This window comes from Pseudescherichia sp. (assembly GCF_032052675.1).
Taxonomy (GTDB): domain Bacteria; phylum Pseudomonadota; class Gammaproteobacteria; order Enterobacterales; family Enterobacteriaceae; genus Pseudescherichia.
Genome location: NZ_DAMBWA010000011.1, coordinates 23,561 through 49,036, shown reverse-complemented (window position 1 = coordinate 49,036; position 25,476 = coordinate 23,561). Strand labels below are relative to the sequence as shown.

Sequence of the window (25,476 nt, the reverse complement as noted above, 5' to 3'; positions counted from 1 at the left end):
CCGGCACACTCGTACAGAATGACTTAAGCGCCCAAACGGGCGCTCGCAGGGGTATTGTCTATGGCCGACACCACCGCATTTATCACTCTTGAGAATATCAGCAAGCAATTCCCGGGCGTGCTGGCGCTGGATAACGTGAATCTGACGCTTAAAAAAGGCGAAGTTCACTGTCTGGCAGGGCAGAACGGCTGCGGTAAGAGCACCATTATTAAAGTGATCTCCGGCGTTTATCACCCGGAAAAAGGGGCGCAGATCCAGCTCGACGGCAAGCTATTCCACCACCTGACGCCGCAGCTCTCCGCTCACTATGGTATTCAGGTTATCTATCAGGATCTCTCCCTGTTTCCCAACTTCAGCGTAGCCGAGAACATCGCCGTTAATCGCTATCTGCCGGGGGGCGATGTCTGGGTGAAGCGCGGTGCGATGCGCAAGCAGGCGCTGGCCGCCATGCAGCGTATCGGCGTCAGCATCGATCCCGATAAAAAGGTCGAAAAACTCTCCATTGCAGACCGCCAGCTGGTGGCGATTTGCCGCGCTATCGCCGCCGACGCCCGGCTGGTGATTATGGATGAGCCAACCGCCTCCCTCACCCGCCAGGAGGTAAACGGCCTGCTGCGGGTAGTCAACGAACTGAAAGCCGCCGGGATCTGCGTGGTATTTGTTAGTCACCGTCTCGACGAAGTGATGGAAGTAGCGGATCGCATCAGCGTTATGCGCGACGGCAAGCTGGTGGGTACCTACCCGGCCAGCCAGCTCGACAGCCACGAGCTGGCGTTCCTGATGACCGGCCAGCGTTTCCACTACAGCCCGCTGCCGGAAAAACCCTCTGCCGATCAGGAGCCGATGCTGGAGCTGCGTAACTTAAGCCGCCGGGGTAAATACCAGAACATCAACCTGTCGCTGCGCAGCGGCGAGATTGTCTCCATCGTCGGGCTGCTGGGTGCCGGGCGAACCGAGCTGTGTCTAAGCCTGTTCGGCATGACCCACCCGGAGAGCGGAGAGATGCGCATCAACGGCAAGCCGGTCCGGCTTCGCAATAACCATGACGCCATTAAGCATGGGATCGGCTACGTCTCAGAGGATCGTCTGACTCAGGGGCTGATCATGGAGCAGTCGATCTACGACAATACCATCGTCACGGTGTACGACAAGCTGCATACCCGTAGCGGCATGCTGGATCATGGCAAAGCGAAAAAGCTGGTCGCCGATCTGATCCGTAACCTGAATATCAAGGTCTCCGATCCGCATCTGCCGGTGAAAACCCTCTCCGGCGGTAACGCCCAGCGGATCGCCATTGCGAAATGGGTCGCGACGGATCCGCGCATTCTGATCCTCGACTCGCCCACCGTTGGGGTGGATATCGCCAATAAAGAGGGTATCTACCAGATTGCCCGCGACCTGGCGGAACAGGGGATGGCGGTGTTGATGATCTGCGATGAGATCCCGGAAGCCTATTACAACAGCCACCGCGTACTGGTCATGCGCCGGGGCAAGCTGGTCGCAGAGTTTAATCCGCATCGCTGTACGGAACAGGAGATTGCTGAAGTGGTCGAGGTGATCCATGAATAACAGACTTTCCCGCTTAGTCGGGCAACATGAGTTCTGGCTCGGGCTGCTGGTCGTGGCGCTGGCCGTCGGCCTGAGCATCAGCACCGACGAGTTTTTCTCGCTGGGCAACCTGACGGACGTCGCCACCAGCTACGCGATCCTCGGGATCCTCGCCTGCGGCCTGTTCGTAGTGCTGATCTCCGGCGGGATCGATATCTCTTTCCCGGCCATGACCGCCATTGCCCAGTATGCGATGGCAAGCTGGGTGATTGCCCACGGCGGCAACTTTGCCCTCGCGCTGGCGCTGGCTATGGTCGTTGGGCTGCTGCTCGGGCTGATCAACGGTTTTCTGGTTTACTGGCTGCGGGTTCCGGCGATTATCATTACCATCGCCACGCTCAACGTCTACTATGGTCTGCTGGTTTATGCCACCAAAGGCACCTGGCTGTACGGCTTCCCGGACTGGTTTATGAACGGCATCAACTGGCTGTCGTTTACCGCCGCCGACGGCTATGACTACGGTCTTACCCTGCCCCTGCTCTGCCTGGTCGCGGTCATTATTTTCACCGCCGTGCTGATGAACTTTACCCGTCTTGGCCGCCAGATTTACGCTATGGGCGGCAACCGCGACGCGGCCTCACGTCTGGGGCTGAATCTGGTAAAGCTGCACTTCTACGTCTACGGCTACATGGGCGTCCTCGCCGGCGTCGCCGCCGTGGTGCAGGCGCAGATCACCCAGTCCGTTGCCCCCAACTCGCTGCTCGGTTATGAGCTAACGGTGCTGGCGGCGGTAGTGCTGGGCGGCACCAGCATGAGCGGTGGACGCGGCACCTTAACCGGCACGCTGCTTGGGGTGGTCCTGCTGGCGTTTCTGCAAAACGGCCTGACGCTGCTGAGCGTCTCCTCTTACTGGCACACCGTATTCAGCGGCGTCATTATCCTGGTCAGCATCAGCGCCACGGCCTGGAATGAAAAACGCAAACTTGCAAGGGAGCTTTGAGATGAAAGCAATCGCACGACTCTTACCCGGTGATGCCATCATCCGCCTGCAGTGCGTGATCATTATCGTCGTTGCCGTGGTCTTCTCGGCGCTGCTGGGCAGCCGCTTCTTTAGCGTCGCCAACTTCCAGTCCATTACCTCGCAGCTGCCGATCCTTGGCATGCTGGCGCTGGGGATGGGTATTACCATGCTCACCGGCGGCATTAATCTGTCGATTATCGCCGGGGCTAACGCCTGCTCGCTGGTGATGGCGGCGGTGATCGTCAGCCATCCTGATAATCCACTTTTCCTGGCGCTGGCCCTGCTGGCTGGGGCGGCGGTCGCGGTGGCGATCGGCACGCTGAACGGGGCGCTGATCGCCTGGGTAGGGGTCTCGCCGATCCTCGCCACGCTCGGCACCATGACGCTGATCTCCGGCCTCAATATTCTGCTCTCTAACGGGACGGTGATCTCCGGCTTCCCGGCAGCGATCCAGTTCCTGGGCAATGCCACCGTGGTGGGCATCCCCGTGGCGCTGCTGCTCTTTTTACTCGTAGCGGTGCTGCTGTGGGTTCTGCTGGAGCACACCACCCTCGGGCGTAGTCTCTACCTGGTAGGCTCCAACGAGCAGGCCACGCGCTACAGCGGCGTGAATACCGTCCGCGTGCAGATTGCGGTGTATGTCATCTCCGCCCTGCTCGGCTGGGTCGCCGCCATTTTGATGATGGCGAAATTCAACTCGGCGAAGGCGGGCTATGGCGAATCCTATCTGCTGGTGACCATTCTCGCCTCGGTGCTGGGCGGCATTAACCCCGACGGCGGATTTGGCCGCATCGTCGGCCTGGTGCTGGCCCTCGTCGTGCTGCAGATGCTGGAAAGCGGCTTTAACCTGCTGGGGATCAGCAGCTATCTGACGATGGCGCTGTGGGGCGCCGTGCTGATCCTCTTTATCGCATTACAGAATCGTAAAGCCTGATGTCAGGAGAACAAATTATGGCGAGTTACTTCATTGGTGTGGATGTAGGGACAGGGAGCGCCCGGGCGGGCGTGTTTGATCTTAACGGCAGAATGGTCAGCCAGGCCAGCCGGGCCATTGAAATGTATCGTCCGCAGGCTGATTTCGTTGAGCAGTCCTCCGACAATATCTGGCAGATGGTGTGCAACGCGGTACGCGACGCGGTCAACCAGGCGGATATCAATCCCATTCAGGTGAAAGGGCTGGGGTTCGACGCGACCTGCTCGCTGGTGGTGCTGGATAAAGAGGGTAAGCCGCTGACTATCAGCCCCTCCGGGCGCAGCGAGCAGAACATTATCGTCTGGATGGATCACCGGGCCATTACCCAGGCCGACCGCATCAACGCCCTGCACCACCGGGTGCTGGACTACGTCGGCGGGATCATCTCCCCGGAGATGCAGACTCCGAAGCTGCTGTGGCTGAAGCAGCACATGCCGAATACCTGGGCTAATGCGGGCTACTATTTTGACCTGCCGGATTTCCTGACCTGGCGTGCCACGGGCGACGATACGCGTTCGCTCTGCTCTACCGTCTGTAAATGGACCTATATGGGTCACGAAGATAAGTGGGACGGCAGCTATTTCCGCCAGATTGGGCTGGAGGATCTGCTTGAGCACGACGCGGAGAAGATTGGCCGCTACGTTAAAACGATGGGTGAACCTCTCGGTCACGGCCTGACGCAGCGCGCCGCCAGCGAGATGGGACTGATCCCCGGCACGGCGGTGAGCGTATCGATCATCGACGCCCACGCGGGCACTCTCGGCATCCTGGGAGCAAGCGGCGTCTCTGGCGAAGTGGCAGATTTCGATCGCCGCGTGGCGCTGATTGGCGGCACTTCGACGGGGCATATGGCCATCTCCCAGCAGCCGCGCTTTATCGGCGGCGTCTGGGGCCCTTACTACTCGGCGGTGCTGCCGGACTATTGGCTCAACGAGGGCGGTCAGTCGGCGACCGGGGCGCTGATCGACCATATCATTCAGTCCCACCCCTGCTACGAAACCCTGCTGGCGCAGGCGAAAACCCAGGGGCAGACCATCTATGAAGTGCTGAATGCCCTGCTGCGCAAGATGGCGGGCGAGCCGGAGAATATCGCTTTCCTGACCCGCGATATCCATATTCTCCCTTACTTCCACGGCAACCGCTCACCGCGGGCGAATCCAACCTTAACCGGCGTGATTAGCGGCCTGAAACTCTCCCGCACGCCGGAGGATATGGCTCTGCAATACCTGGCGACCATCCAGGCGATTGCCCTCGGTACCCGGCATATTATTGAGACCATGAACCAAACTGGCTACACCATCGATACCATTATGGCCAGCGGCGGCGGCACCAAGAACCCAATCTTTGTCCAGGAGCACGCTAACGCCACCGGCTGCGCCATGCTGCTGCCGGAGGAGAGCGAAGCGATGCTGCTCGGCGGCGCGATGATGGGCACCCTTGCGGCGGGCGTTTTCGAGACCTTCCCGGAGGCGATGTCGGCCATGAGCCGGATCGGTAAGACCGTCACGCCACAGACCAATAAGATCAAGCAGTACTATGACCGCAAGTACAAGGTGTTCCATGCGATGTACGAAGATCACATGAAGTACCGTCAGCTGATGCAGGAGGGAGCATGAGTCAATCATGGCAGCAGGCCACCGCCGCCTGGAGTATCTATAGCGAGGCGCTGGCCGGGCTGGGTCAGCACCTTAGCGAGCCGCAGTGGGAGGCGCTGCTGGCCGAGCTGCGCGGCTGCAAAGGCAAGATTGTGGTCACCGGCGTAGGCACCTCCGGCATTGCGGCGCGTAAAATTGCCCATATGCTGGCCTGCGTGGAGCGCCCGGCGATCTACCTGAACGCCACCGATGCGGCGCATGGCGATCTGGGCTTTTTACGCGCCGACGACCTGATGATCATGCTCTCCCGCGGCGGTAACTCCGACGAGCTAACGCGACTGCTGCCTGGACTTGCGGCCCGCAGCGTGCCGCTGGTCAGCGTGACCGAGAACGCCGATTCAGCAATTGCTCGCGCCTCCCGGCTGGTGATCTCCACCGGCGTGCAGCGCGAGATCGATCCGCTGAATATGCTGGCAACCACCTCCATCGTGCTGGCGCTGGCGATTTTCGATGCTGCCTGCGCCTGCCTGATGAGTGAGAGCGGCTATTCGAAAGAGAGCCTGCTGGCGGTGCATCCCGGCGGCGACGTGGGCGTTACGCTGCGCGGCCAGCGGTAATATATCTACAGACCAGTACTGTTGCAGGGTTTTGTAGGCTGGGCAAGCGAAGCGCCGCCCGGCGGCGCGATGCTTGCCGGGCCTACAGGCTAGTGCATGACCTGATGAAAAAAAGGCCGCATCAGCGGCCTTTTTTCATATCCATAAAGGATTATGCATAAACCGGGAAGCGGGCGCAGACATCCAGCACTTTCTGTTTGGTGCTTTCAATGACCGCTTCGTCGTTGATGTTGTCCAGAATGTCACACATCCAGCCAGCCAGCTCTTTCACTTCCGCTTCTTTAAAGCCGCGGCGAGTCACAGCCGGAGAACCGATACGGATACCGGAGGTCACAAACGGGCTCTTCGGATCGTTTGGCACGCTGTTTTTGTTGACGGTGATGTTGGCGCGGCCCAGGGCAGCGTCAGCTTCTTTACCGGTCAGGTTCTTATCAACCAGATCCAGCAGGAACAGGTGGTTCTCGGTACCGCCAGACACCACTTTGTAGCCACGGTTCAGGAACACCTCTACCATCGCTTTAGCGTTTTTGGCAACCTGCTGCTGGTAAACCTTGAACTCTGGCTCCATCGCTTCTTTCAGCGCAACCGCTTTTGCCGCGATAACGTGCATCAGCGGGCCGCCCTGCGCGCTTGGGAAGACAGCGGAGTTCAGCTTTTTGTACAGCTCTTCATCACCGCCTTTAGCAAGGATCAGGCCGCCACGCGGGCCCGCCAGGGTTTTGTGGGTAGTGGTGGTCACAACGTGCGCGTGCGGAACCGGGTTCGGATACACGTCAGCGGCAATCAGACCCGCAACGTGCGCCATATCAACGAACAGGTAAGCGCCGATGCTGTCGGCGATTTCACGCATTTTTGCCCAGTCAACGATACCGGAATAAGCAGAGAAACCACCGATGATCATCTTCGGCTTGTGCTCTTTAGCCTGCTTCGCCATGTCTTCGTAATCAATTTTACCGGACTCATCAATACCGTAAGGGATGATGTTGTACAGTTTGCCGGAGAAGTTAACCGGGGAGCCGTGAGTCAGGTGGCCGCCCTGCGCCAGGTTCATCCCCAGCACGGTATCACCCGGCTGCAGCAGTGCAGTGTAGACCGCGAAGTTAGCCTGGGAGCCAGAGTGCGGCTGCACGTTCGCGTAATCAGCGCCAAACAGCGCTTTTGCACGGTCGATAGCCAGCTGCTCAACCACGTCAACGTATTCGCAGCCGCCGTAGTAGCGTTTGCCCGGATAGCCTTCGGCATATTTGTTAGTCAGCTGAGAACCCTGGGCCTGCATAACGCGCGGGCTGGTGTAGTTTTCGGAGGCGATCAGCTCAATGTGCTCTTCCTGACGTACTTTCTCTTGCTCCATCGCCTGCCACAGTTCGGCATCATAATCGGCAATGTTCATTTCACGCTTTAACATCCGCATCTCCTGACTCAGCTAACGGTAATTTTCAATGGCCCTCGGGGCAACGGCGACCAGTATAACCGATCCATTTTCTGATAACAGGTCTTGACATGGGTTTTTACGCAAACGATTGGCTCCGCGTGGCGTAAGGGTTTGTCGGATATGCACCCACCTCAAGAATCACGATTTCTTTTCAGGTTTATCGTGCAAATTTTTCATGACATTACAACACAGCGGAAATACGCTATTAACCATTTACAATACAGGGGAACTTTTATAAGATGCATTTAAAATACAACTTATAGAAAAAATCATTAAGGAAAAGGCAATGCTCGACGCTCAAACTATCGCAACCGTAAAATCCACTATCCCTCTACTTGTTGAGACCGGCCCGAAGCTGACGGCGCATTTCTATGACCGCATGTTTAAGCACAACCCGGAGCTGAAAGAGATTTTCAACATGAGCAACCAGCGCAACGGTGACCAGCGTGAAGCGCTGTTTAACGCCATTGCCGCCTATGCCAGCAATCTTGAGAACCTCCCGGCGCTGCTGCCTGCGGTGGAGAAGATTGCCCAGAAGCACACCAGTTTCCAGATCAAACCTGACCAGTACAACATCGTCGGTGAACATCTGCTGGCCACCCTTGATGAGCTTTATAGCCCAGGTCAGGAGGTGCTGGAGGCGTGGGGCAAAGCCTACGGCGTGCTGGCGGGCGTGTTCATCAACCGTGAAGCCGAGCTGTATGAAGCCCATGCTACGCAGCCCGGCGGCTGGGAGGGCACCCGCGCCTTCCGCATAGTGGCCAAAACGCCGCGCAGCGCGCTGATCACCAGCATTGAATTTGAGCCGGTCGACGGTCAGCCAGTAGCCGAGTACCGTCCGGGCCAGTATCTCGCCGTCTGGCTGAAACCGGAGGGTTTCCCCCACCAGGAGATCCGCCAGTACTCCCTGACCCGCAAGGCCGATGGTAAAGGGTATCGCATCGCCGTGAAGCGTGAGCCTGGCGGCCAGGTTTCCAACTGGCTGCACGACGAAGCGCGCGTGGGCGATGTGGTCCAGCTGGCTTCTCCGGCAGGTGACTTCTTCCTCGACGTGCCTCCGCACGCTCCGGTGACGCTGATCTCCGCTGGCGTGGGTCAGACCCCGATGCTGGCGATGCTGGACACCCTTGCCAGCGCGCAGCATCCAGGCCAGGTGAATTGGTTCCATGCCGCTGAGAGCGGCGAGGTACACGCCTTTGAAGATGAAGTTGCCGCCCTGGGCAGCACGCTGCCGCACTTCCAGGCGCACACCTGGTATCGTATTCCCACTGAGGCAGATCGCAACGCAGCACGCTTTAATAGCGAAGGGCTGATGGATTTAAGCAAGTTGGAGGGGGCGTTTAGCGACCCGACGATGCAGTGCTATCTCTGCGGCCCGGTCGCCTTTATGCAGTTCGCGGCGAAGCAGTTGATTGCCCTGGGCGTTGATGCCGATCGCATCCACTACGAGTGCTTCGGTCCGCACAAGGTTCTCTAAGATCTCGCTTACCCCGGCCCGTAAAATGGGGGCTGGGGTAAGCCTGCGGGCGATTAGATAGCCGCGTCGTCCTCTTCGCCGGTACGGATACGCACTACGCGCGCCACGTCGAAAACGAAAATCTTACCGTCGCCGATTTTCCCGGTCTGCGCTGTGCGGATAATGGTATCCACGCAGGTATCGACGATATCGTCGGTCACTACGATCTCAATTTTTACCTTCGGCAGAAAATCTACCATGTACTCCGCGCCACGATACAGCTCGGTGTGGCCCTTCTGGCGACCAAAGCCTTTCACCTCGGTGACGGTCATTCCGGTAATGCCGACTTCCGCCAGCGCTTCACGCACATCATCCAGCTTGAAAGGTTTAATAATCGCATCAATCTTTTTCACGGTGATCCCCTAATTCTTTTGCCTGTCAGCAGCTCGTAATCGATTGCTCACACTACCATATTTCACGTGCGTGTGCGGCCTACTCTTTAAAGTCGTTGGCGTCCAGCTCGTGACGTGAAAGCAGCTTATAAAACTCGGTGCGGTTACGCCCGGCCATGCGCGCCGCGTGCGTCACGTTGCCCTTGGTGATCTGCAGCAGCTTGCGCAGATAGTTAAGCTCAAACTGGTTCCGGGCGTCGGCAAAGGTCGGTAGCGCGGTGTTCTCACCCTCCAGCGCCTGCTCCACCAGCGCATCGCTGATCACCGGCGAGGAGGTAAGCGCCACGCACTGCTCAATGACGTTCACCAGCTGGCGCACGTTACCCGGCCACGAGGCGGTCATCAACCGCTTCATGGCGTCGGTAGAGAAGGCCCGCACAAACGGCTTATGGCGACTGGCGGCCAGCCGCAGGAGATGGTTGGCCAGCAGGGGGATATCCTCCGCTCGCTCCACCAGCGCCGGGATCTTCAGGCTGACCACATTCAGGCGGTAAAAGAGATCTTCGCGGAACTCGCCCCGCTCCATCGCCTTGGGCAGATCGCGGTGGGTCGCGGAGATAATGCGCACGTCGATATCGATATCGCGATTGCTGCCCAGCGGTCGCACCTTGCGCTCCTGCAGTACCCGCAGCAGTTTGACCTGCAGCGGGATAGGCATATCGCCAATCTCATCGAGAAACAGCGTACCGCCCTCCGCCGCCTGGAACAGCCCCTCCCGGCTGCTGACCGCGCCGGTAAACGCCCCGCGCGCGTGACCAAACAGCTCCGACTCCAGCAGCTGCTCCGGCAGCGCGCCGCAGTTGATGGCAATAAAGGCATTTTTGCCCCGCGGGCTGGCATTGTGGATCGCCTGGGCAAGGATCTCCTTGCCGGTTCCGCTCTGGCCACTGATCAGCACGCTAACGTCGGACTGGGCCACCATGTGGGCCTGCTCCAGCAGGCGCAGCATTACCGGGCTACGGGTAATAATATTCTCCCGCCACGCCTCGTCGCTGGCGGGTGCCGCATGCTCCAGCGCATCGTCGATGGCTTTATAGAGCGCATCTTTGTCCACCGGCTTGGTAAGAAAGCCAAACACGCCCCGCTGGGTAGCGGCAACGGCGTCGGGAATAGAGCCGTGGGCGGTAAGAATGATCACCGGCATGCCCGGCTGAACGCGCTGGATCTCGGCAAACAGCTGCATGCCGTCCATCTCATCCATACGCAGGTCGCTGATCACCAGATCGACCTTCTCCCGCGCCAGCACGCGCAGCCCCTCCTGGCCGCTTTCGGCAGTCACCACGCTGTAGCCTTCGCTGGTCAGGCGCAGGCCCAGCAGCTTCAGCAGGCCGGGATCGTCATCCACCAGCAGCAGATGGGCAGGTTTACGCGGCGTCATGGCTTAACATCCTCCTGTTGGGCATCCGGCTGCGCCGGACGGGTGCTGTCGGGGATCTCCGCCCCGCCAGGTTTGCGTGTTGAGAGCCGCCGCTCAATGTCGGTTAAGTTCTCCAGCTTGCGCGAGGTGGTCTCCAGCTCCTCGCGCAGATGCTGTTGCTGCTGGCGTAACGCCTCCAGATCGCTGTCCCGCGACTGCTGGAGCTTGGCATAGCGCGAACGCTCTTCCGCGAGCTGGAGCTGCGTCGCCTGGCCGTCGCGCCACACCTGGAACAGGGTACGGACCTGCATCGGTAGCTGTGGGCTGAGGGTATCCATTCGCGTGGTAAAAGCGCGTCTCTCTATCGGCGTGATTTTGGCATTGGCCAGCAGGATGCCGCGTTTGAAGGTAGCCTGCCAGGTATCATCCGGCCAGCGCTTAGCTTCGGCGCGGGCCATCACCGGCGAGAGGCGCTCCGCACAGTCCATGCCGCGCAGCCAGTAGAGCGGATTCGACTCCACGGCCTGACCGGTCAGCGACCAGACGTTATCACAGGGCGTGGACAGAAAATCGGCCAGCTGGCGCTGGGGAAGCTTCTCTTCCTGAACTTTATTTACCGGCTTAACAGGCGCGTCCGCTGCGCAACCCGCCAGCAGCAGGCATGATAAGCCGACAGGCAACGCGGAATGCTGCGAAATCATTTTCACAACGCGATTCATAATATGCGACATAGTTACCTGATATAGATTCAATTAGCTTTTATCCGATCCAGCAAGCGGCAGCTCAATGCGAAAACAGACGCCCGATTCATCGCTGGTGACCAGCTGCAGTTCACCCTGCATGCGCAGAATACAGTCCCTGGCGATGCTCAGACCCAGCCCGCTGCCTTTTACCGCGCCTTTTCGCTGGTGGCTTCCCTGATAGAAAGGTTCGAAAATCATCTCCCGCTCGGCCTGCGGAATGGGCGTACCGGTATTGGTGACCTCTATACGCAAACGCGTGCCGTGCGGATAGCTGTGAATAAGAATGTTACCGGATTCAGTGCCATAGTGCACCGCGTTAGAGTAGAGATTATCCAATACGCTCAGTAAAAGCACCGGCTCCGCCAGACAGCTGTCCGCCTTCAGCGCGACCTCCGTATGCATCATTTTAGCCCGTGCCGGTAAACTGTGAGCGGAGATCACCGTCTCGATCAGCGGCGCGATAGTGACCGTCTCCAGCTCCACCGCCCCATCGGCCAGCTTGCGGTTATAATCCAGCAGCTGCTCAATCAGCTTTTGTAGATTGCGGCTGCTGCCGTCCAAAATTTCCACCACCTCTTTTTGCTCCGCCGTGAGCGGCCCGACCACCTCATCGGCCAGCAGCTCGGTGCCTTCGCGCATGCTGGCCAGCGGGGTTTTCAGCTCATGGGAGATATGGCGCAGAAACTGATGGCGCTGGGACTCCAGCCATGCCAGCCGCTCGCTGAGCCAGATGATGCGCTCGCCAACGGAGCGCAGCTCGCGCGGCCCCTTAAAGGCCACCCGGCTGTTCAACGACTGCCCTGCCCCCAGCCGGTTGATCATCCGCTCAATGCCCTTCACCGGGCCGATGATCATGCGGGTAAAGAGCAGTACCAGCGCCAGGCTAACCAGAAAGAGCAGCAGCGCCTGCCAGCCAAAGAACTGGCCGCGAGCGGCAATCTCTTGCTGGAGCTGCTGCCCGCGGGTAAATACCACCTTACGGGTGGTTTGCACCATTTCAGTATTGGCGGCGGCGAAGGCTTCAAGGCTGGCAGAGGCCGCCTGCGCAGGGCCGCTGTTGTGGCACTGTAGCTGAGCCAGAGCGTTGAGATCGTCACGTAGCGCCTGATAGAGCTTCTCGTCTGGCAGCACGTCGGCGTGGGCATCAAGCATGTCGCTGTAGCGTTTGCGCTGACTCTGATAGACCCGCGCCAGGGTGGGATCGTCAAGCACGCAGTACTGTCGGTAGCTGCGCTCCATCTCCAGCGCCGCGTTGGTCATCGCCTCGCTGCGACGGGCGTCAATAAGCGTGGTGCGGTTGGTGCGCGCCGCCTGGGCGCTGAGCGTATTCAGGCTTTGCCACGCCTGCCAGGCCAGCACCAGCAGCGGCAGCAGAACCAGCAAAAACGCCATGATGACAAGCTGTCGCAGGGAGCGGGGAAATGCAGGCCAGCGTTTCAACGCGTTACTCTCGTGAAGAAAGGATTTACCGGAATGCTAGCTGAGGATGAGGGATGGGGGAAGACTAAAAACAATAATGCCGGGTAAAAACCCGGCATTATCATGGAATAGGCGGTGCCTTACTCGACGTTTCGCCCCGGGCCTGAAATAGCAACGCTATGATCAGAAGTGAGACGGCAGGCACCTGTTTGTGCGTCATTCCAGGGTTTATGTAGCGCGTCCCGAAGGGGCTGACATAAGAAGGTGAATGAGCCACTGCGCTATTATATGCACAAGTTATGCCAATGTATATTATTATTACGTAACTCTATGTTTGTAAGGCTATTTATTATTTTGTGAACTGCATCATTTTTGCGCTCTATTTAAGCAATGTGTCGCCAATTGGCAACACCACAAAAGCACCAAAAATAAACCATTTAAAATCAATTAATTATACGTCGCCAATTGACGACATCTCATTTTGCCGCTGTCGTGATTTTGCGACAGCGGCGTGCTGCGATTAACCCAGCTGCTTACGCGCATTGCGGAAAATACGCATCCACGGGCTATCCTCGCCCCAGTTTTCCGGGTGCCAGGAGTTTGCCACGGTGCGGAACACGCGCTCCGGGTGCGGCATCATGATGGTCACGCGTCCGCTTTCGCTGGTCACCGCAGTGATACCGTTCGGCGAGCCGTTCGGGTTGGCCGGGTAGGTCTCAGTCACCTTACCGAAGTTATCGACATAGCGCAGCGCCACCAGACCTTTGCTCTCCAGCTGGGCAAGGTGCGCATCGTCACGCACTTCCACCAGGCCTTCACCGTGGGAAACCGCAATCGGCATCATCGAGCCAACCATCCCCTGCAGCAGCAGCGACGGGCTTTGCGTGACTTCCACCAGGCTAAAGCGTGCTTCGAAGCGCTCGGAGACGTTACGCACAAAGCGCGGCCACAGCTCGCTGCCTGGGATCAGCTCGCGCAGGTTGGACATCATCTGGCAGCCGTTACAGACGCCCAGGGCCAGGGTCTGCGGACGGTGGAAGAAGGTTTCGAACTCGTCGCGTACGCGCTCATTGAAGAGGATCGATTTCGCCCAACCCTCACCCGCCCCCAACACGTCCCCGTAGGAGAAGCCGCCGCATGCCACCAGCGCGTGGGCGCTCTCCAGCGAGGTACGGCCCGCCAGCAGGTCGCTCATGTGAACGTCAATGGCGTCAAAGCCCGCCCGGTGGAAGGCTGCCGCCATCTCCACATGGGAGTTAACCCCCTGCTCACGCAGGACGGCCACTTTCGGTCGTGCACCGGTAGCAATATAGGGCGCAGCGACGTCTTCGTTGATGTCGAAGGAGAGCTTCACGTTGAGGCCCGGATCGTTATCCTGCGCCTTGGCGTTATGCTCCTGGTCGGCACAGGCCGGGTTATCACGCAGGCGCTGCATCTGCCAGGTCGTCTCTGCCCACCACATACGCAGCGTGGTGCGGCTTTCGCTGAACACGGCCTGGTCGTTGGCGGTGATCACGAAGCGATCGCCTGCGACGGCACGACCCAGGTAGTGTACGCAGTCGGCCAGGCCGTGGGCGCTGAGGATGTTCTCCACCGCATCACGATCCTCGGCACGGACCTGGATCACCGCCCCCAGCTCCTCGTTAAACAGCGCGGCCAGACGGTCACTGCCCAGCGCGGCGATATCGGCTTCGATACCGCAGTGGCCGGTGAAGGCCATCTCGGCGAGAGTCACCAGCAGGCCGCCGTCAGAGCGGTCGTGGTAGGCCAGCAGTTTACGTGCCGCCACCAACGCCTGTATGGCATCGTAGAAGCCCTTCAGCTGATGCACGTCGCGGACGTCGGCCGGTTTATCGCCCAGCTGGCGGTAGACCTGTGCCAGCGCCGTCGCACCCAGCGCGTTATGGCCCTTGCCAAGGTCGATCAGCAGCAGGGCGTTATCGTCGGTAGAGAGCTGCGGCGTCACGGTGTGGCGCACGTCCTCTACGCGGGCAAACGCGGTGATCACCAGCGACAGCGGCGAGGTCATTTCGCGCTGCTCGCTCCCCTCCTGCCAGCGGGTTTTCATCGACATCGAGTCTTTACCCACCGGGATGGTCAGACCGAGGGCCGGACACAGCTCTTCGCCCACCGCTTTCACCGCCTCATAGAGACCGGCGTCCTCACCCGGATGACCCGCTGCGGCCATCCAGTTCGCGGAGAGCTTGATACGTTTGATATCGCCAATCTGCGTGGCGGCCACGTTGGTCAGCGCTTCACCGACTGCCAGACGGGCGGAGGCGGCAAAGTCCAGCAGCGCCACCGGAGAGCGCTCCCCGATGGACATCGCTTCGCCGTAGTAGCTGTCGAGGCTGGCGGTGGTCACCGCGCAGTTGGCTACCGGGATCTGCCACGGGCCAACCATCTGATCCCGGGCGACCATGCCGGTGACGGTACGGTCGCCGATGGTCACCAGGAAGGTTTTCTCTGCTACCGCAGGCAGGTGCAGCACGCGGTTAACCGCGTCGGCCACGGTAATGCCCTGCAGGTCGAAAGCTTCTCCGGCGGCCTTCAGCGATTCGACGTCACGGGTCATCTTCGGCGTTTTACCGAGCAGAACGTCCAGCGGCAGGTCGATAGGCTGATTGTCGAAGTGGCTGTCGGTGAGGCTCAGGTGGCGCTCTTCGGTCGCTTCGCCGATAACGGCGTAAGGGGCGCGCTCACGGCGGCAGAGGGCATCGAACAGCGCCATCTGATCGGCGGCCACCGCCATTACATAGCGCTCTTGCGATTCGTTACACCAGATCTCCAGCGGGCTCATGCCCGGCTCATCGCTCAGGATGCTGCGCAGGTCGAAACGGCCGCCGCGGCCGCCGTCGCTTACCAGCTCCGGCATGGCGTTAGAGAGACCGCCTGCGCCAACGTCGTGGATAAACAGAATTGGGTTGGCATCGCCCAGCTGCCAGCAGCGATCGATCACCTCCTGGCAACGGCGCTCCATCTCCGGGTTGTCGCGCTGGACGGAGGCAAAGTCGAGGTCGGCATCGGACTGGCCGGACGCCATTGACGAGGCCGCCCCGCCGCCAAGACCGATATTCATCGCCGGGCCACCGAGCACCACCAGCTTCGCGCCAACGGTAATTTCGCCCTTCTGCACGTGGTCGGCACGGATGTTACCGATACCGCCCGCCAGCATGATCGGCTTATGGTAGCCGCGCAGCTCTTCGCCGTTGTGGCTGTTGACCCTCTCTTCGTAGGTACGGAAGTAGCCGGTCAGCGCCGGACGGCCAAATTCGTTGTTGAATGCCGCGCCGCCCAGCGGGCCGTCGGTCATGATATCCAGCGCGGTAACGATACGATCCGGCTTGCCGAAATCCTCTTCCCACGGCTGTTCAAAACCCGGAATACGCAGGTTAGAGACCGAGAAGCCCACCAGGCCCGCTTTCGGCTTCGCGCCGCGTCCGGTTGCGCCTTCGTCACGGATCTCACCGCCGGAGCCGGTTGCCGCGCCCGGCCACGGCGAGATCGCCGTCGGGTGGTTATGGGTCTCGACCTTCATCAGAATATGGGTAGGCTCCTGATGGAAATCGTAGCGGCCCGCTTCGCTATCGGCGAAGAAGCGCCCGACCTCTGAGCCTTCCATCACCGCCGCGTTGTCTTTATAGGCAGACAGCACGTGATCCGGGGTTTTCTCAAAGGTGTTTTTAATCATCTTAAACAGCGATTTCGGCTGCTGCTCGCCGTCGATCACCCAGTCGGCGTTGAAGATTTTGTGCCGACAGTGTTCGGAGTTCGCCTGGGCGAACATGTAAAGCTCGATGTCGTTCGGGTTACGCCCGAGGGTGGTGAAGGCATCGAACAGGTAATCAATTTCGTCTTCCGCCAGCGCGAGACCCAGACGCTGGTTAGCCTCCACCAACGCATCACGCCCCTGCCCCAGCATGTCCACGCTCTCTACCGGCGCGGGCTGATGGTGGGCAAAGAGTTTCTCCGCGTCTTCCAGCGCATCAAAGGTCGTCTCCATCATGCGGTCATACAGCTCGGCGGCCACCGCCTGCCACTGCGCTGCGCTCAGGGTCGACGCCTCAACGTACCAGGCGACGCCGCGCTCAAGGCGGGCAATCTGCGTCAGACCGCAGTTGTGGGCGATATCCGTTGCTTTTGAAGACCAGGGAGAGATGGTCCCCGGACGCGGCGTCACCAGCAGCAGTTTGCCAGTGGGGGCGTGGCTGCTCAGGCGCGGGCCGTAGGTCAGCAGGCGGCCGAGCTGGGCGTGTTCATCGGCATTTAGAGGAGCGTTGAGGTCAGCGAAATGGACATACTCAGCGTAAATGTTGCTTACCGGGAGGGCGGCTGCCTGAAAGCGTGCCAGCAGTTTGTTGATACGGAATGCAGACAGTGCAGGCGAACCACGCAGAATTTCCATCATAAGTCTCTCGTCTTTAGCGCGTCGATGACGCTGTAAGAATGCGCCAGGGGGAAAACGGGCGTCATTATAGAGAATCCTGCGCGTCGACGAAACCGTTTGCGTGGAAATAAAATTGCCCGCAATTTTTAACAATAGATGTGACCTAATTCTCTAATAAGTTGCTAAGTGCCGCAATCTTAAGCAAAATGCCGCTCACTTCCGGACAAATGCTTTTCAATAATAATGACGGCGGACTGAGGCGTCAGGTGACGCAGAGAATTAACTCATTGAGAAAATTAAAGTTTAATTATCTGCTTATCGGCATTGTCACCCTGCTGCTGGCAGCAGCCCTGTGGCCCTCAATCCCGTGGTCGGGTAAAGCCGAAAACCGCATCGCTGCTATCCAGGCGCGCGGCGAGCTGCGCGTCAGCACCCTGGTTTCTCCGCTCACCTGGAACGCCACCAGCGATAAACCCACCGGCCTCGACTATGAGCTGGCCGAGCAGTTCGCCAGCTACCTTGGCGTGAAGCTGCGCATCATCGTGCGGCAAAACATCAACCAGCTGTTTGACGATCTCGATAACGACAATGCCGATATGCTGGCGGCCGGTCTGGTTTATAACAACGAGCGCATCAAGCACTATCAAAGCGGGCCGGTCTATTATTCCGTCTCCCAGCAGCTGGTCTATCGCGTAGGCAGCCTGCGTCCGCGCACGCTAGCGACGGTGACTGATGCCCAGCTGACCGTTGCGCCTGGGCACGTTGTCATTAGCGATCTGCAGGCGCTGAAGGAGAAGAAGTACCCGGATCTGAGCTGGAAGGTGGATGAGAAGCTGGGCACTAACGATCTGCTGTTGCAGGTTGCCCAGGGGAAGCTGGCCTATACCATCGCCGACTCCGTAGCTATTAGCCTCTTCCAGCGCGTGCATCCCGAGCTGGCGGTAGCGCTGGATATTACCGACGAGCAGCCGGTGGCGTGGTTCAGCCAGAAGGACAGCGATAACGCCCTCTCCGCCGCTATGCTGGACTTCTTCAACGTAATTAATGAGGACGGCACTCTGGCACGCCTGGAGGAGAAGTACCTCGGCCACGGTAAAGGGTTTGACTACGTTGATACCCGCGCCTTCCTGCGCGCTATCGACAGCGTCTTGCCTGACCTGCGTCCACTGTTTGAAAAATACGCCCAGAAGATTGACTGGCGTCTGCTGGCAGCTATCTCTTATCAGGAGTCCCACTGGGACACCCAGGCCACCTCCCCCACCGGCGTGCGTGGCCTGATGATGCTGACCAAAAATACCGCCCAGAGCCTGGGCCTGACCGATCGCACCGACGCCGAGCAGAGCATCAGCGGCGGGGCGCGCTATCTCCAGGATATGATGGCTCACGTCCCGGCAACGGTGCCCGAGGAGGAGCGGATCTGGTTTGCGCTGGCGGCCTACAACATGGGCTATGCCCATATGCTTGATGCCCGCGCCCTGACGGCGAAGACCAAAGGCAACCCGGATAGCTGGTCTGACGTAAAGCAGCGCCTGCCGCTGCTTAGCCAGAAGGCGTGGTACAGCAGGCTGACCTACGGCTACGCCCGCGGACATGAGGCCTACGCCTACGTGGAAAACATCCGCAAGTATCAGATTAGCCTGGTGGGTTATCTGCAGGAGAGAGCCCGACAGCAGGAGCAGCAGCTCGCTCACGAGCAGCGGATGGCGCAAAGTTATCCGGTAGTCGCACAGGAGGAGCTGGCAGAGACGCGCTATGGCGTGATGCCGCTGAGCGCCTTCTCCCCCGCCGAGGCCTTTGGCCAGTCGAGCTTTACGCTGCCGGGGATATTGAACCAGGCGTCAGCGGGCGCTGAGCCGCATTAACGCGCCTGCTTTTGTGCTTTGATCGCCAGCCGACGCTGGCGGAAAAAGTCGCTGAGCATTGCCGAGCACTCCTCACGCAGCGCTCCCTCGACGATCTCTACCCGGTGGTTCATCCCAGGATGGTGCAGGACATCCATCAGGGAGCCTGCCGCGCCGGTTTTCAGATCCCGCGCGCCAAACACCAGGGTGCCAATACGACCGTGAACCATCGCCCCCGCACACATGACGCAGGGCTCCAGGGTGACGTAGAGGGTGGTATCGAGCAGACGGTAGTTTTGCAGCACCAGCCCCCCCTGACGCAGGGCCATGATCTCGGCATGGGCGGTGGGATCGTGGCGGCCAATGGGCCGGTTCCAGCCCTCGCCGATAACGCGGTTATTGTGCACCAGCACCGCCCCCACCGGAACTTCCCCTTCATCCCAGGCGCGCTGCGCAAGTAAGAGCGCGTGGCGCATCCAGTATTCGTGGGTAAATTCAGTATCGGACACGGCTCAGCACTCCAGTAATCAAAACGGGGCGCATTATACACAGGTGTAAGTACGCACACACTATTCGAGTTGCTGAAGCTCACCGTGGGGCGTAACGCGCCAGCGATGTTCGCAGAAGTAGAGCAGCGGGTTATCCTGCTTGCTGTCGCTGTAGCCGCTGTAGAGCCGCAGCGGCGTACCGATTTTCCGCTCCAGCTGCACCACCTTCTCATGCCCGAGACAGCGCATAGAGAGCACCCAGCCGCCGTGGCTGCGGCGGATCTGGCTGGCGATCAGGTTGACGCGGGGTAGCCAGGGGGTATCAAAATAGACCTGCTCCACCAGCGGCTGCGGCGAGCCGGTGATCAGCCAGATATCGGCATCCGAGGCATCGAGATAGTGGGTCAGCCGATCCTGCACCACCGGGAAGGCGGTGACGCGCCCGCGAAACCAGGTTACAAACGACTTTTCCAGCGCCTTGAGCCGCGCCTCGCTATGGCCAAAGGTGCATCCCCATAGCAGCAGGCTCATCGGCCAGCGGGCGGCCCGTCCTTTTACCAGTAACGCAATGCCGATAACCGGCAGCAGCGGCAGAACGAGCAGCGCATTGAGTGGCTGATGCCGCAGCAGATACCGCAGAAATGTCCCGAACATATCCTGCTGGTGCAGCGTTCCATCCAGATCGAAAAACACAACACGACGCTCGCTATTTGCCAAACCCTACTCCTTTGGATCGTTAAAACCTAACAGCCAGGTAAAGAGGAACCCGGCGAGGACAGCCAATAAATAGCCTAACAGATAGATCGTGACTTTTCCGGTAACAATCGTTAAAGCCAGCGGTAGACCGGAAATGCCGAAGGTGATGACCGTCGCCACTTTCCAGTAGCAGATAAGCGCTCCGCCCACCGCACCGCCCAGGCAGGCGCCGATGAACGGCTTACCCAGCGGCAGCGTAACACCAAAAATCAGCGGCTCGCCAATACCCAACAGCCCCACCGGCAGCGCACCTTTTATTACCGTTTTTAGCCGGGCGTTGCGCGTTTTCAACAGCACGGCGAGCGCCGCCCCGATCTGACCAACGCCCGCCATCGAGAGAATGGGCAGCAGGGCGTTGAAGCCGTGCGCCTGAACCAGCTCTACGTGGATCGGTACCAGCCCCTGATGCAGGCCGGTCAGCACCAGCGGCAGAAAGGTGCCAGCCAGCACCGCGCCTACCAGCAGACCGCCGCGATCGATAGCCCAGCCCGCCCCGTGCGCAATGGAGTCAGAAATCCAGCCCCCCAGCGGCTGCAGCGCCACGATCGCAATCGCGCCGGTAATGAGCGTGGTCAGCAGCGGGTTAAGAATGAGCTCCAGCGACCCCGGCAGCCGTTCGCGAAATCGCTTTTCAAACCAGCACATCAGGGCAACCACCAGCAGCACGGCGATCACCCCGCCGCGCCCTGGCTGCAAGGCTTCGCCAAACAAGGTAATCTGCGCCAGCTGTGGGCTGGAGAGAATACCTGCCATCACCCCGCCTAACGCCTGTGAGCCGCCGAACACCTTTGCCGCATTGACCCCCACGAGAATGTTCATAATCGCAAACACGGCGCTGCCAAAGATGCCGAGCAGCCCCAGCAGGTTGGGGTAGTGAAGCGCGATATCACCCGCAATATCCGGTCGCTTGAGGATATTGATAATGCCGGTGATCAGGCCGGAGGCGATAAACGCCGGGATCAGCGGAATAAAAACGTTCGCCAGCATGCGCAGGGCATCGCTCATCGGCGCTTTATAGTGCGCTTTCGCCTGGGCCTTATTACGGGCGATCTCATCCGGGATTGGCGCTGCCTCTTCTCCGTTGACCAGCGTACGCATGGCATCCACCACCTGTCCCGCTCTTCCTGGCCCGACGATCAGCTGATGCTGCTCGCCCTGCTTAACGTAGCCGCTAACCCCCGGGAGCGCTTTCAGCCTGCCGATATTGAGCAGCCCCTCATCCTGTACCTCAAAGCGTACCCGGGTCATACAGTTTTCCAGCCGCAGGATGTTGCCCTGCCCGCCGATGCCCTGCAAAATCTCGCCTGCCAGCGTCAGTGACTTATCCATATGAACCTCTTAGTCATTAAGGGCGGCGCGTAAGAACCCCTGATGCGCCTCGAGCCGGGCGCGGGCAGCCTCCACGTCCAGGCCGGTCAGCACCATCAAAATAGCGGGCTTCACGTCATATCCGGTCTGCTCCAGTACGCTGCGCGCCTGCTCCAGCGTGACGCCCGTTGCCTCAACCACCATCCGGCAGGCACGGTCGATGAGCTTGATATTGCTCGCCTTCATATCGACCATCAGGTTTTGGTAGACCTTGCCAAACTTAACCATCGCTCCGGTAGAGATCATGTTCAGCACCAGCTTCTGCGCCGTGCCGGACTTGAGGCGGGTAGAGCCGGTCAATGCTTCTGGCCCCACGACCGGCGAGATGGCAATATCCGCCTCCTGAGCTATCGGCGAACCGGGGTTACAGGAGATAGCTACCGTGGTGCAGCCAGTCGCATGGGCATACTTAAGCCCGCCGATAACGTAGGGCGTGCGTCCGGATGCCGCCAGGCCCACTACCAGATCTCGGGGGGCGAGCGTCAGCGCGCGCAGGTCCTCTTCCCCCAGCTGCGGGTTATCTTCAGCTCCCTCCACCGCTTTCAGCAACGCGCCTGGACCACCGGCGATCAGCCCAATCACCAGGCCGTGCGGGACGCCAAAGGTCGGCGGACACTCCGAGGCGTCCAACACGCCGAGCCGACCGCTGGTGCCTGCGCCCATATAGATGATGCGTCCGCCTGCTTTCAGCGCCGTCGCGGCAGCATCCACCGCCCGTGCAACATCTGGCAATGTCTCTTTCACTGCCAGCGCGACCAGCGTATCCTGTTGATTAAAACGGGTTACTAACTCGATAGTCGAAAGTGCGTCCAGATCCATCGTCTCAGAATTTCGCGTTTCTGATACCAGTGAGCCAAGATTCATTATCAGTACCTTTTGAATATTTAATTCGTGTCCCGCGCAGTATAATGGAATATATAATTCATTGATGCCTGCGAACAGGATGTTTGTTGCCGTTGTCACGTTTTGCCCCTGGAGTTGTCATGAACTGTTTGATTCATATCCGTCAGCGCTATGCGAGCCTGGCGCAGAGCGATAAAAAGCTGGCGGATTTTCTCCTCGCCCAGCCCGATCGCGCCCGCCACCTCAGTTCACAGCAGCTGGCCGCCGAGGCGGGGATCAGCCAGTCTAGCGTGGTGAAGTTCGCTCAGAAGCTAGGGTTTAAAGGGTTTCCGGCGCTGAAGCTGGCCATTAGCGAAGCGCTGGTCAGTACGCCAACGCCCCACTCTGTTCCGGTGCATAACCAGATCCGCGGCGACGATCCCCTGCGCGTGGTAGGCGAGAAGCTGATCCACGAGAAGGTCAGCGCCATGAACGCCACCCTTGATGTGAATACCGAGGATAAGCTGCAGGAGAGCGTGATCATGCTGCGCGATGCGCGGCGTATCGTGTTGACCGGCATCGGCGCCTCCGGGCTGGTGGCGCGAAACTTTGGCTGGAAGCTAATGAAGATTGGTTTGCACGCCGTGGTCGAGCAGGATATGCATGCTCTGCTGGCGACAGCGCAGGCGATGGAGAGCAGCGACCTGCTGCTGGCTATCTCCTATACCGGTGAACGGCGAGAGATCAACATGGCGGCGGATGAGGCCTTTCGCGTTGGGGCAAAGATCCTTGCCATTACCGGCTTCTCCCCTAACGCCTTACAGCAGCGCTCGACCCGCTGCCTTTACACTATTGCTGAAGAGCAGGCTACCCGCAGCGCCGCCATCTCCTCCACCAGCGCCCAGATGCTGCTCACCGACCTGCTGTTTATGGCGCTGGTGCAGCAGGATCTGGAGCACGCCCCGGAGCGCATCCGCCAAAGCGAGGCGCTGGTGAAAAAACTGGTCTGAGCAGAAATCGGGCGTATAATACCCGCCCTGCTTGTGTAGCTTCTGAGATTTCCCAATGGCGCTGTTGATCACTAAAAAATGCATAAACTGCGATATGTGCGAACCCGAATGCCCGAACGAGGCCATTTCGATGGGTGCGAGCGTTTATGAGATCGACAGCGATCGCTGTACGGAGTGCGTCGGCCACTACGAGACGCCGACGTGTCAGAAGGTCTGCCCTATCCCCAATACGATCCTCAAGGATCCGGCGCACAGTGAGAACCAGGAGCAGCTGTGGGACAAGTTTGTCCTGCTGCACCATGCGGATAAGATTTAGCTCTCGATAATTACCGTCGCGCAGGCGTAGCGCCGCTCATCCGCCAGGGTGACGTGCATATGCGCCACGCCCAGCCGCTCCGCCAGCTTCAGCGCTTCGCCCCACAGGCGCAGGCGCGGCTTGCCCAGCTCGTCGTTAAACACTTCAAACTGGTTGAACGCCAGGCCGTTGCGAATGCCGGTCCCGAAAGCTTTCGCCGCTGCCTCTTTTACCGCAAAGCGCTTGGCAAGAAAGCGCACCGGCTGCTGATGCGCCTGATAGATAGCCCACTCGTTGGCGCTCAGCACCTTTTTTGCCAGCCGGTCGCCGGAGCGGGAGATCACCGCTTCAATGCGGTCGATCTCCACAATATCCGTGCCCAGGCCCAGAATAGCCATCAGGCACGCGCTTCCAGCATCAGGCGCTTCATCTCAGAAACCGCCTCTTTCAGGCCGCTCATCACCGCCCGGCCAATAATGGCGTGGCCGATGTTCAGCTCATGCATCTCCGGGATGCGGGCAATAGGTTTCACGTTGTGATAGGTCAGACCGTGGCCAGCGTTAACCTTCAGGCCGAGGCTTGCCGCATAGGTGGCGGCGTTGGCGATGCGCTCCAGCTCTTTGGCCTGGGTAGCGTCGTCTTCCGCGTCCGCATAGCAGCCGGTGTGAATTTCGATGTAGGGCGCACCCACCTCGGCCGCGGCTTTAATCTGCTCGGCATCGGCATCAATAAACAGCGAGACCAGGATCCCGGCTTCCGCCAGACGCGTGCAGGCGTCGCGCATCTTATCCCGCTGCCCGGCGACGTCCAGTCCGCCTTCGGTGGTCACTTCCTGACGCTTTTCCGGTACCAGACAGCAGAAGTGAGGTTTAGTCTCACAGGCGATAGCCAGCATCTCTTCGGTGACCGCCATCTCCAGGTTCATACGCGTATCCAGGGTCTGGCGCAGCACCTTCACGTCGCGGTCGGTGATGTGGCGACGATCCTCACGCAGATGGATCGTAATACCGTCCGCCCCCGCCTGCTCGGCAATAAACGCCGCCTGGACCGGATCCGGGTATGCCGTGCCACGCGCGTTACGCAGGGTGGCAATGTGATCGATATTAACGCCTAACAGTAGTTCAGCCATGACAATACAATCCTCAAATATCCTTTATTTTACGGTGCATCCGGCGCTGGCCGTTTCGGCACGAACAGGCGAAACAGCTCCCGGCTTTTTAACGGTTTTCCGCCAAGATACGGCTTCAGGGCCATGCGGGTAAAGCGTTTCGCTGCTTTCAGGGTATCACCGTCGGGAAACTCACGCTCGGCGAGCGCCCGCAGCTGGCGGCCGGTGAAAGTGCGGTTATCGATCACCACGCTGGCGATAAACCCTTTCTCCTCCCGGTAGCGGTAGGTCATGGTGTCCTCCACCGCTTCGCCGGTCCCGGCGCAGTGCATAAAATCGATGCCGTATCCCAGGTGCCCCAGCAGCGCCAGTTCAAAGCGCCGGAGGACCGGTTCGGGCGAGCCGCTCAGGCCTGCCAGCGCCTGGATACAGTGCAGGTAATCGAAAAAAAGTTCAGAGAAGCGCGTCTCATGTTCAAGCACGCGAGAGATAAGCTCGTTGACGTAGAGGCCGCTGTAGAGGGTGATGCCGCTTAGGGGAAGCGCCAGCGACACCGCTTCCGCGCTGCGCAGGGTTTTGACTTCACCGCGGCCGCCGAAGCGTACCAGCAGAGGGGTAAAGGGCTGGAGAGCCCCCTTCAGGTTAGATCGTTTTGCCCGTGCGCCTTTAGCAACAAGGCGCACGCGGCCCGACTCTTCCGTGAAGACGTCCAGCATCAGGCTGGTTTCGCTCCAGGGACGACTATGGAGAACAAAAGCGCGCTGCCACCCTTCCATTAGCCTCTATAC

At 59.6% G+C, this 25,476-nt stretch carries 22 protein-coding genes; 9 read left to right on the top strand and 13 right to left on the bottom strand.

Annotation, left to right across the window (positions count from 1 at the left end; all coding sequences use genetic code 11):
- The first annotated feature begins 60 nt into the window (after positions 1-60).
- From RTX96_RS15100 to RTX96_RS15080, 5 genes are read left to right on the top strand one after another with little or no spacing between them, the layout of a single operon-like run.
- Positions 61-1,569 (top strand): sugar ABC transporter ATP-binding protein, encoded by a 1,509-nt coding sequence (locus RTX96_RS15100; RefSeq protein ID WP_103818845.1) that lies wholly within the window; start codon positions 61-63, stop codon positions 1,567-1,569.
- Positions 1,562-2,548, top strand: a complete 987-nt coding sequence (locus RTX96_RS15095) for an ABC transporter permease (protein ID WP_103818844.1) — start codon at positions 1,562-1,564, stop codon at positions 2,546-2,548. The genes RTX96_RS15100 and RTX96_RS15095 overlap by 8 nt, the downstream gene beginning before the upstream one ends.
- 1 nt (position 2,549) lies before the next feature.
- Positions 2,550-3,503 (top strand): ABC transporter permease, encoded by a 954-nt coding sequence (locus RTX96_RS15090; protein WP_103818843.1) that lies wholly within the window; start codon positions 2,550-2,552, stop codon positions 3,501-3,503.
- Positions 3,504-3,520: 17 nt separating this feature from the next.
- Positions 3,521-5,158: an FGGY-family carbohydrate kinase gene (locus RTX96_RS15085; RefSeq protein ID WP_312671479.1), complete on the top strand. Its 1,638-nt coding sequence runs from the start codon at positions 3,521-3,523 to the stop codon at positions 5,156-5,158.
- A complete protein-coding gene (locus RTX96_RS15080) occupies positions 5,155-5,754 on the top strand; it encodes an SIS domain-containing protein (protein WP_312671478.1) in 600 nt (199 codons plus the stop codon). The genes RTX96_RS15085 and RTX96_RS15080 overlap by 4 nt, the downstream gene beginning before the upstream one ends.
- Before the next feature lie 151 nt (positions 5,755-5,905).
- Here the strand turns inward: RTX96_RS15080 and glyA are convergent, their stop codons facing one another.
- Positions 5,906-7,159, bottom strand: coding sequence for a serine hydroxymethyltransferase (gene glyA / locus RTX96_RS15075; RefSeq protein WP_312671477.1), 1,254 nt, complete (start codon positions 7,157-7,159; stop codon positions 5,906-5,908).
- A 313-nt stretch (positions 7,160-7,472) separates the two neighbouring features.
- Here glyA and hmpA point away from each other — a divergent pair, with 313 nt between their 5' ends.
- Positions 7,473-8,663, top strand: coding sequence for an NO-inducible flavohemoprotein (gene hmpA / locus RTX96_RS15070; protein ID WP_312671476.1), 1,191 nt, complete (start codon positions 7,473-7,475; stop codon positions 8,661-8,663).
- A 53-nt stretch (positions 8,664-8,716) separates the two neighbouring features.
- Here hmpA and glnB read toward each other — a convergent pair whose 3' ends face one another.
- The 5 genes from glnB to purL all read right to left on the bottom strand — a co-directional run bounded on the left by glnB (position 8,717) and on the right by purL (position 17,021).
- Positions 8,717-9,055 carry a nitrogen regulatory protein P-II gene (gene glnB, locus RTX96_RS15065; protein ID WP_002438074.1) on the bottom strand — a complete coding sequence of 113 codons (339 nt, stop codon included), beginning with the start codon at positions 9,053-9,055 and terminating at the stop codon, positions 8,717-8,719.
- A gap of 79 nt (positions 9,056-9,134) precedes the next feature.
- Positions 9,135-10,472: a two-component system response regulator GlrR gene (gene glrR / locus RTX96_RS15060; protein ID WP_103818838.1), complete on the bottom strand. Its 1,338-nt coding sequence runs from the start codon at positions 10,470-10,472 to the stop codon at positions 9,135-9,137.
- Positions 10,469-11,203, bottom strand: coding sequence for a two-component system QseEF-associated lipoprotein QseG (gene qseG / locus RTX96_RS15055; RefSeq protein ID WP_103818837.1), 735 nt, complete (start codon positions 11,201-11,203; stop codon positions 10,469-10,471). Before qseG ends, glrR begins: the two co-directional genes overlap by 4 nt.
- A complete protein-coding gene (qseE, locus tag RTX96_RS15050; RefSeq protein WP_312671475.1) occupies positions 11,204-12,634 on the bottom strand; it encodes a two component system sensor histidine kinase QseE/GlrK in 1,431 nt (476 codons plus the stop codon).
- Between the two features lie 499 nt (positions 12,635-13,133).
- Positions 13,134-17,021, bottom strand: a complete 3,888-nt coding sequence (gene purL, locus RTX96_RS15045; protein WP_312671474.1) for a phosphoribosylformylglycinamidine synthase — start codon at positions 17,019-17,021, stop codon at positions 13,134-13,136.
- Between the two features lie 266 nt (positions 17,022-17,287).
- Here purL and mltF point away from each other — a divergent pair, with 266 nt between their 5' ends.
- The gene (mltF, locus tag RTX96_RS15040) at positions 17,288-18,862 is read left to right on the top strand and encodes a membrane-bound lytic murein transglycosylase MltF (RefSeq protein ID WP_103819457.1); all 1,575 of its coding nucleotides are present in this window, start codon (positions 17,288-17,290) and stop codon (positions 18,860-18,862) included.
- Here mltF and tadA read toward each other — a convergent pair.
- Genes tadA through murQ form a run of 4 tightly spaced genes read right to left on the bottom strand, consistent with a single transcriptional unit; the run spans position 18,859 to position 22,320 of the window.
- Entirely contained in the window at positions 18,859-19,350 is a 492-nt protein-coding gene (gene tadA / locus RTX96_RS15035; RefSeq protein WP_103818834.1) for a tRNA adenosine(34) deaminase TadA, read from the bottom strand. The genes mltF and tadA overlap by 4 nt on opposite strands.
- 60 nt (positions 19,351-19,410) lie before the next feature.
- The gene (yfhb, locus tag RTX96_RS15030) at positions 19,411-20,046 is read right to left on the bottom strand and encodes a phosphatidylglycerophosphatase C (RefSeq protein WP_103818833.1); all 636 of its coding nucleotides are present in this window, start codon (positions 20,044-20,046) and stop codon (positions 19,411-19,413) included.
- Positions 20,047-20,049: 3 nt separating this feature from the next.
- Complete coding sequence (locus RTX96_RS15025; protein ID WP_312671473.1) at positions 20,050-21,414, bottom strand: PTS transporter subunit EIIC; 1,365 nt, start codon at positions 21,412-21,414, stop codon at positions 20,050-20,052.
- A 9-nt stretch (positions 21,415-21,423) separates the two neighbouring features.
- The gene (gene murQ, locus RTX96_RS15020) at positions 21,424-22,320 is read right to left on the bottom strand and encodes an N-acetylmuramic acid 6-phosphate etherase (protein ID WP_286140682.1); all 897 of its coding nucleotides are present in this window, start codon (positions 22,318-22,320) and stop codon (positions 21,424-21,426) included.
- A 116-nt stretch (positions 22,321-22,436) separates the two neighbouring features.
- Between murQ and RTX96_RS15015 the strand changes: the two genes are divergently transcribed.
- Both RTX96_RS15015 and RTX96_RS15010 read left to right on the top strand, forming a co-directional pair.
- Entirely contained in the window at positions 22,437-23,285 is an 849-nt protein-coding gene (locus RTX96_RS15015) for a MurR/RpiR family transcriptional regulator (RefSeq protein WP_103818830.1), read from the top strand.
- A 55-nt stretch (positions 23,286-23,340) separates the two neighbouring features.
- Entirely contained in the window at positions 23,341-23,601 is a 261-nt protein-coding gene (locus RTX96_RS15010; protein ID WP_312671472.1) for a YfhL family 4Fe-4S dicluster ferredoxin, read from the top strand.
- On the opposite strand, the gene acpS is transcribed toward RTX96_RS15010, so the two are convergent.
- The 3 genes from acpS to recO are packed head-to-tail and all read right to left on the bottom strand — an operon-like array spanning position 23,598 to position 25,464.
- On the bottom strand, positions 23,598-23,978 hold the full coding sequence (gene acpS, locus RTX96_RS15005; protein WP_103818828.1) for a holo-ACP synthase: 381 nt from the start codon (positions 23,976-23,978) through the stop codon (positions 23,598-23,600). The two genes, RTX96_RS15010 and acpS, sit on opposite strands and share 4 nt — an antisense overlap.
- On the bottom strand, positions 23,978-24,709 hold the full coding sequence (gene pdxJ / locus RTX96_RS15000; protein ID WP_312269086.1) for a pyridoxine 5'-phosphate synthase: 732 nt from the start codon (positions 24,707-24,709) through the stop codon (positions 23,978-23,980). The genes acpS and pdxJ overlap by 1 nt, the downstream gene beginning before the upstream one ends.
- 29 nt (positions 24,710-24,738) lie before the next feature.
- Entirely contained in the window at positions 24,739-25,464 is a 726-nt protein-coding gene (recO, locus tag RTX96_RS14995) for a DNA repair protein RecO (protein ID WP_103818826.1), read from the bottom strand.
- Positions 25,465-25,476: the final 12 nt, after the last annotated feature.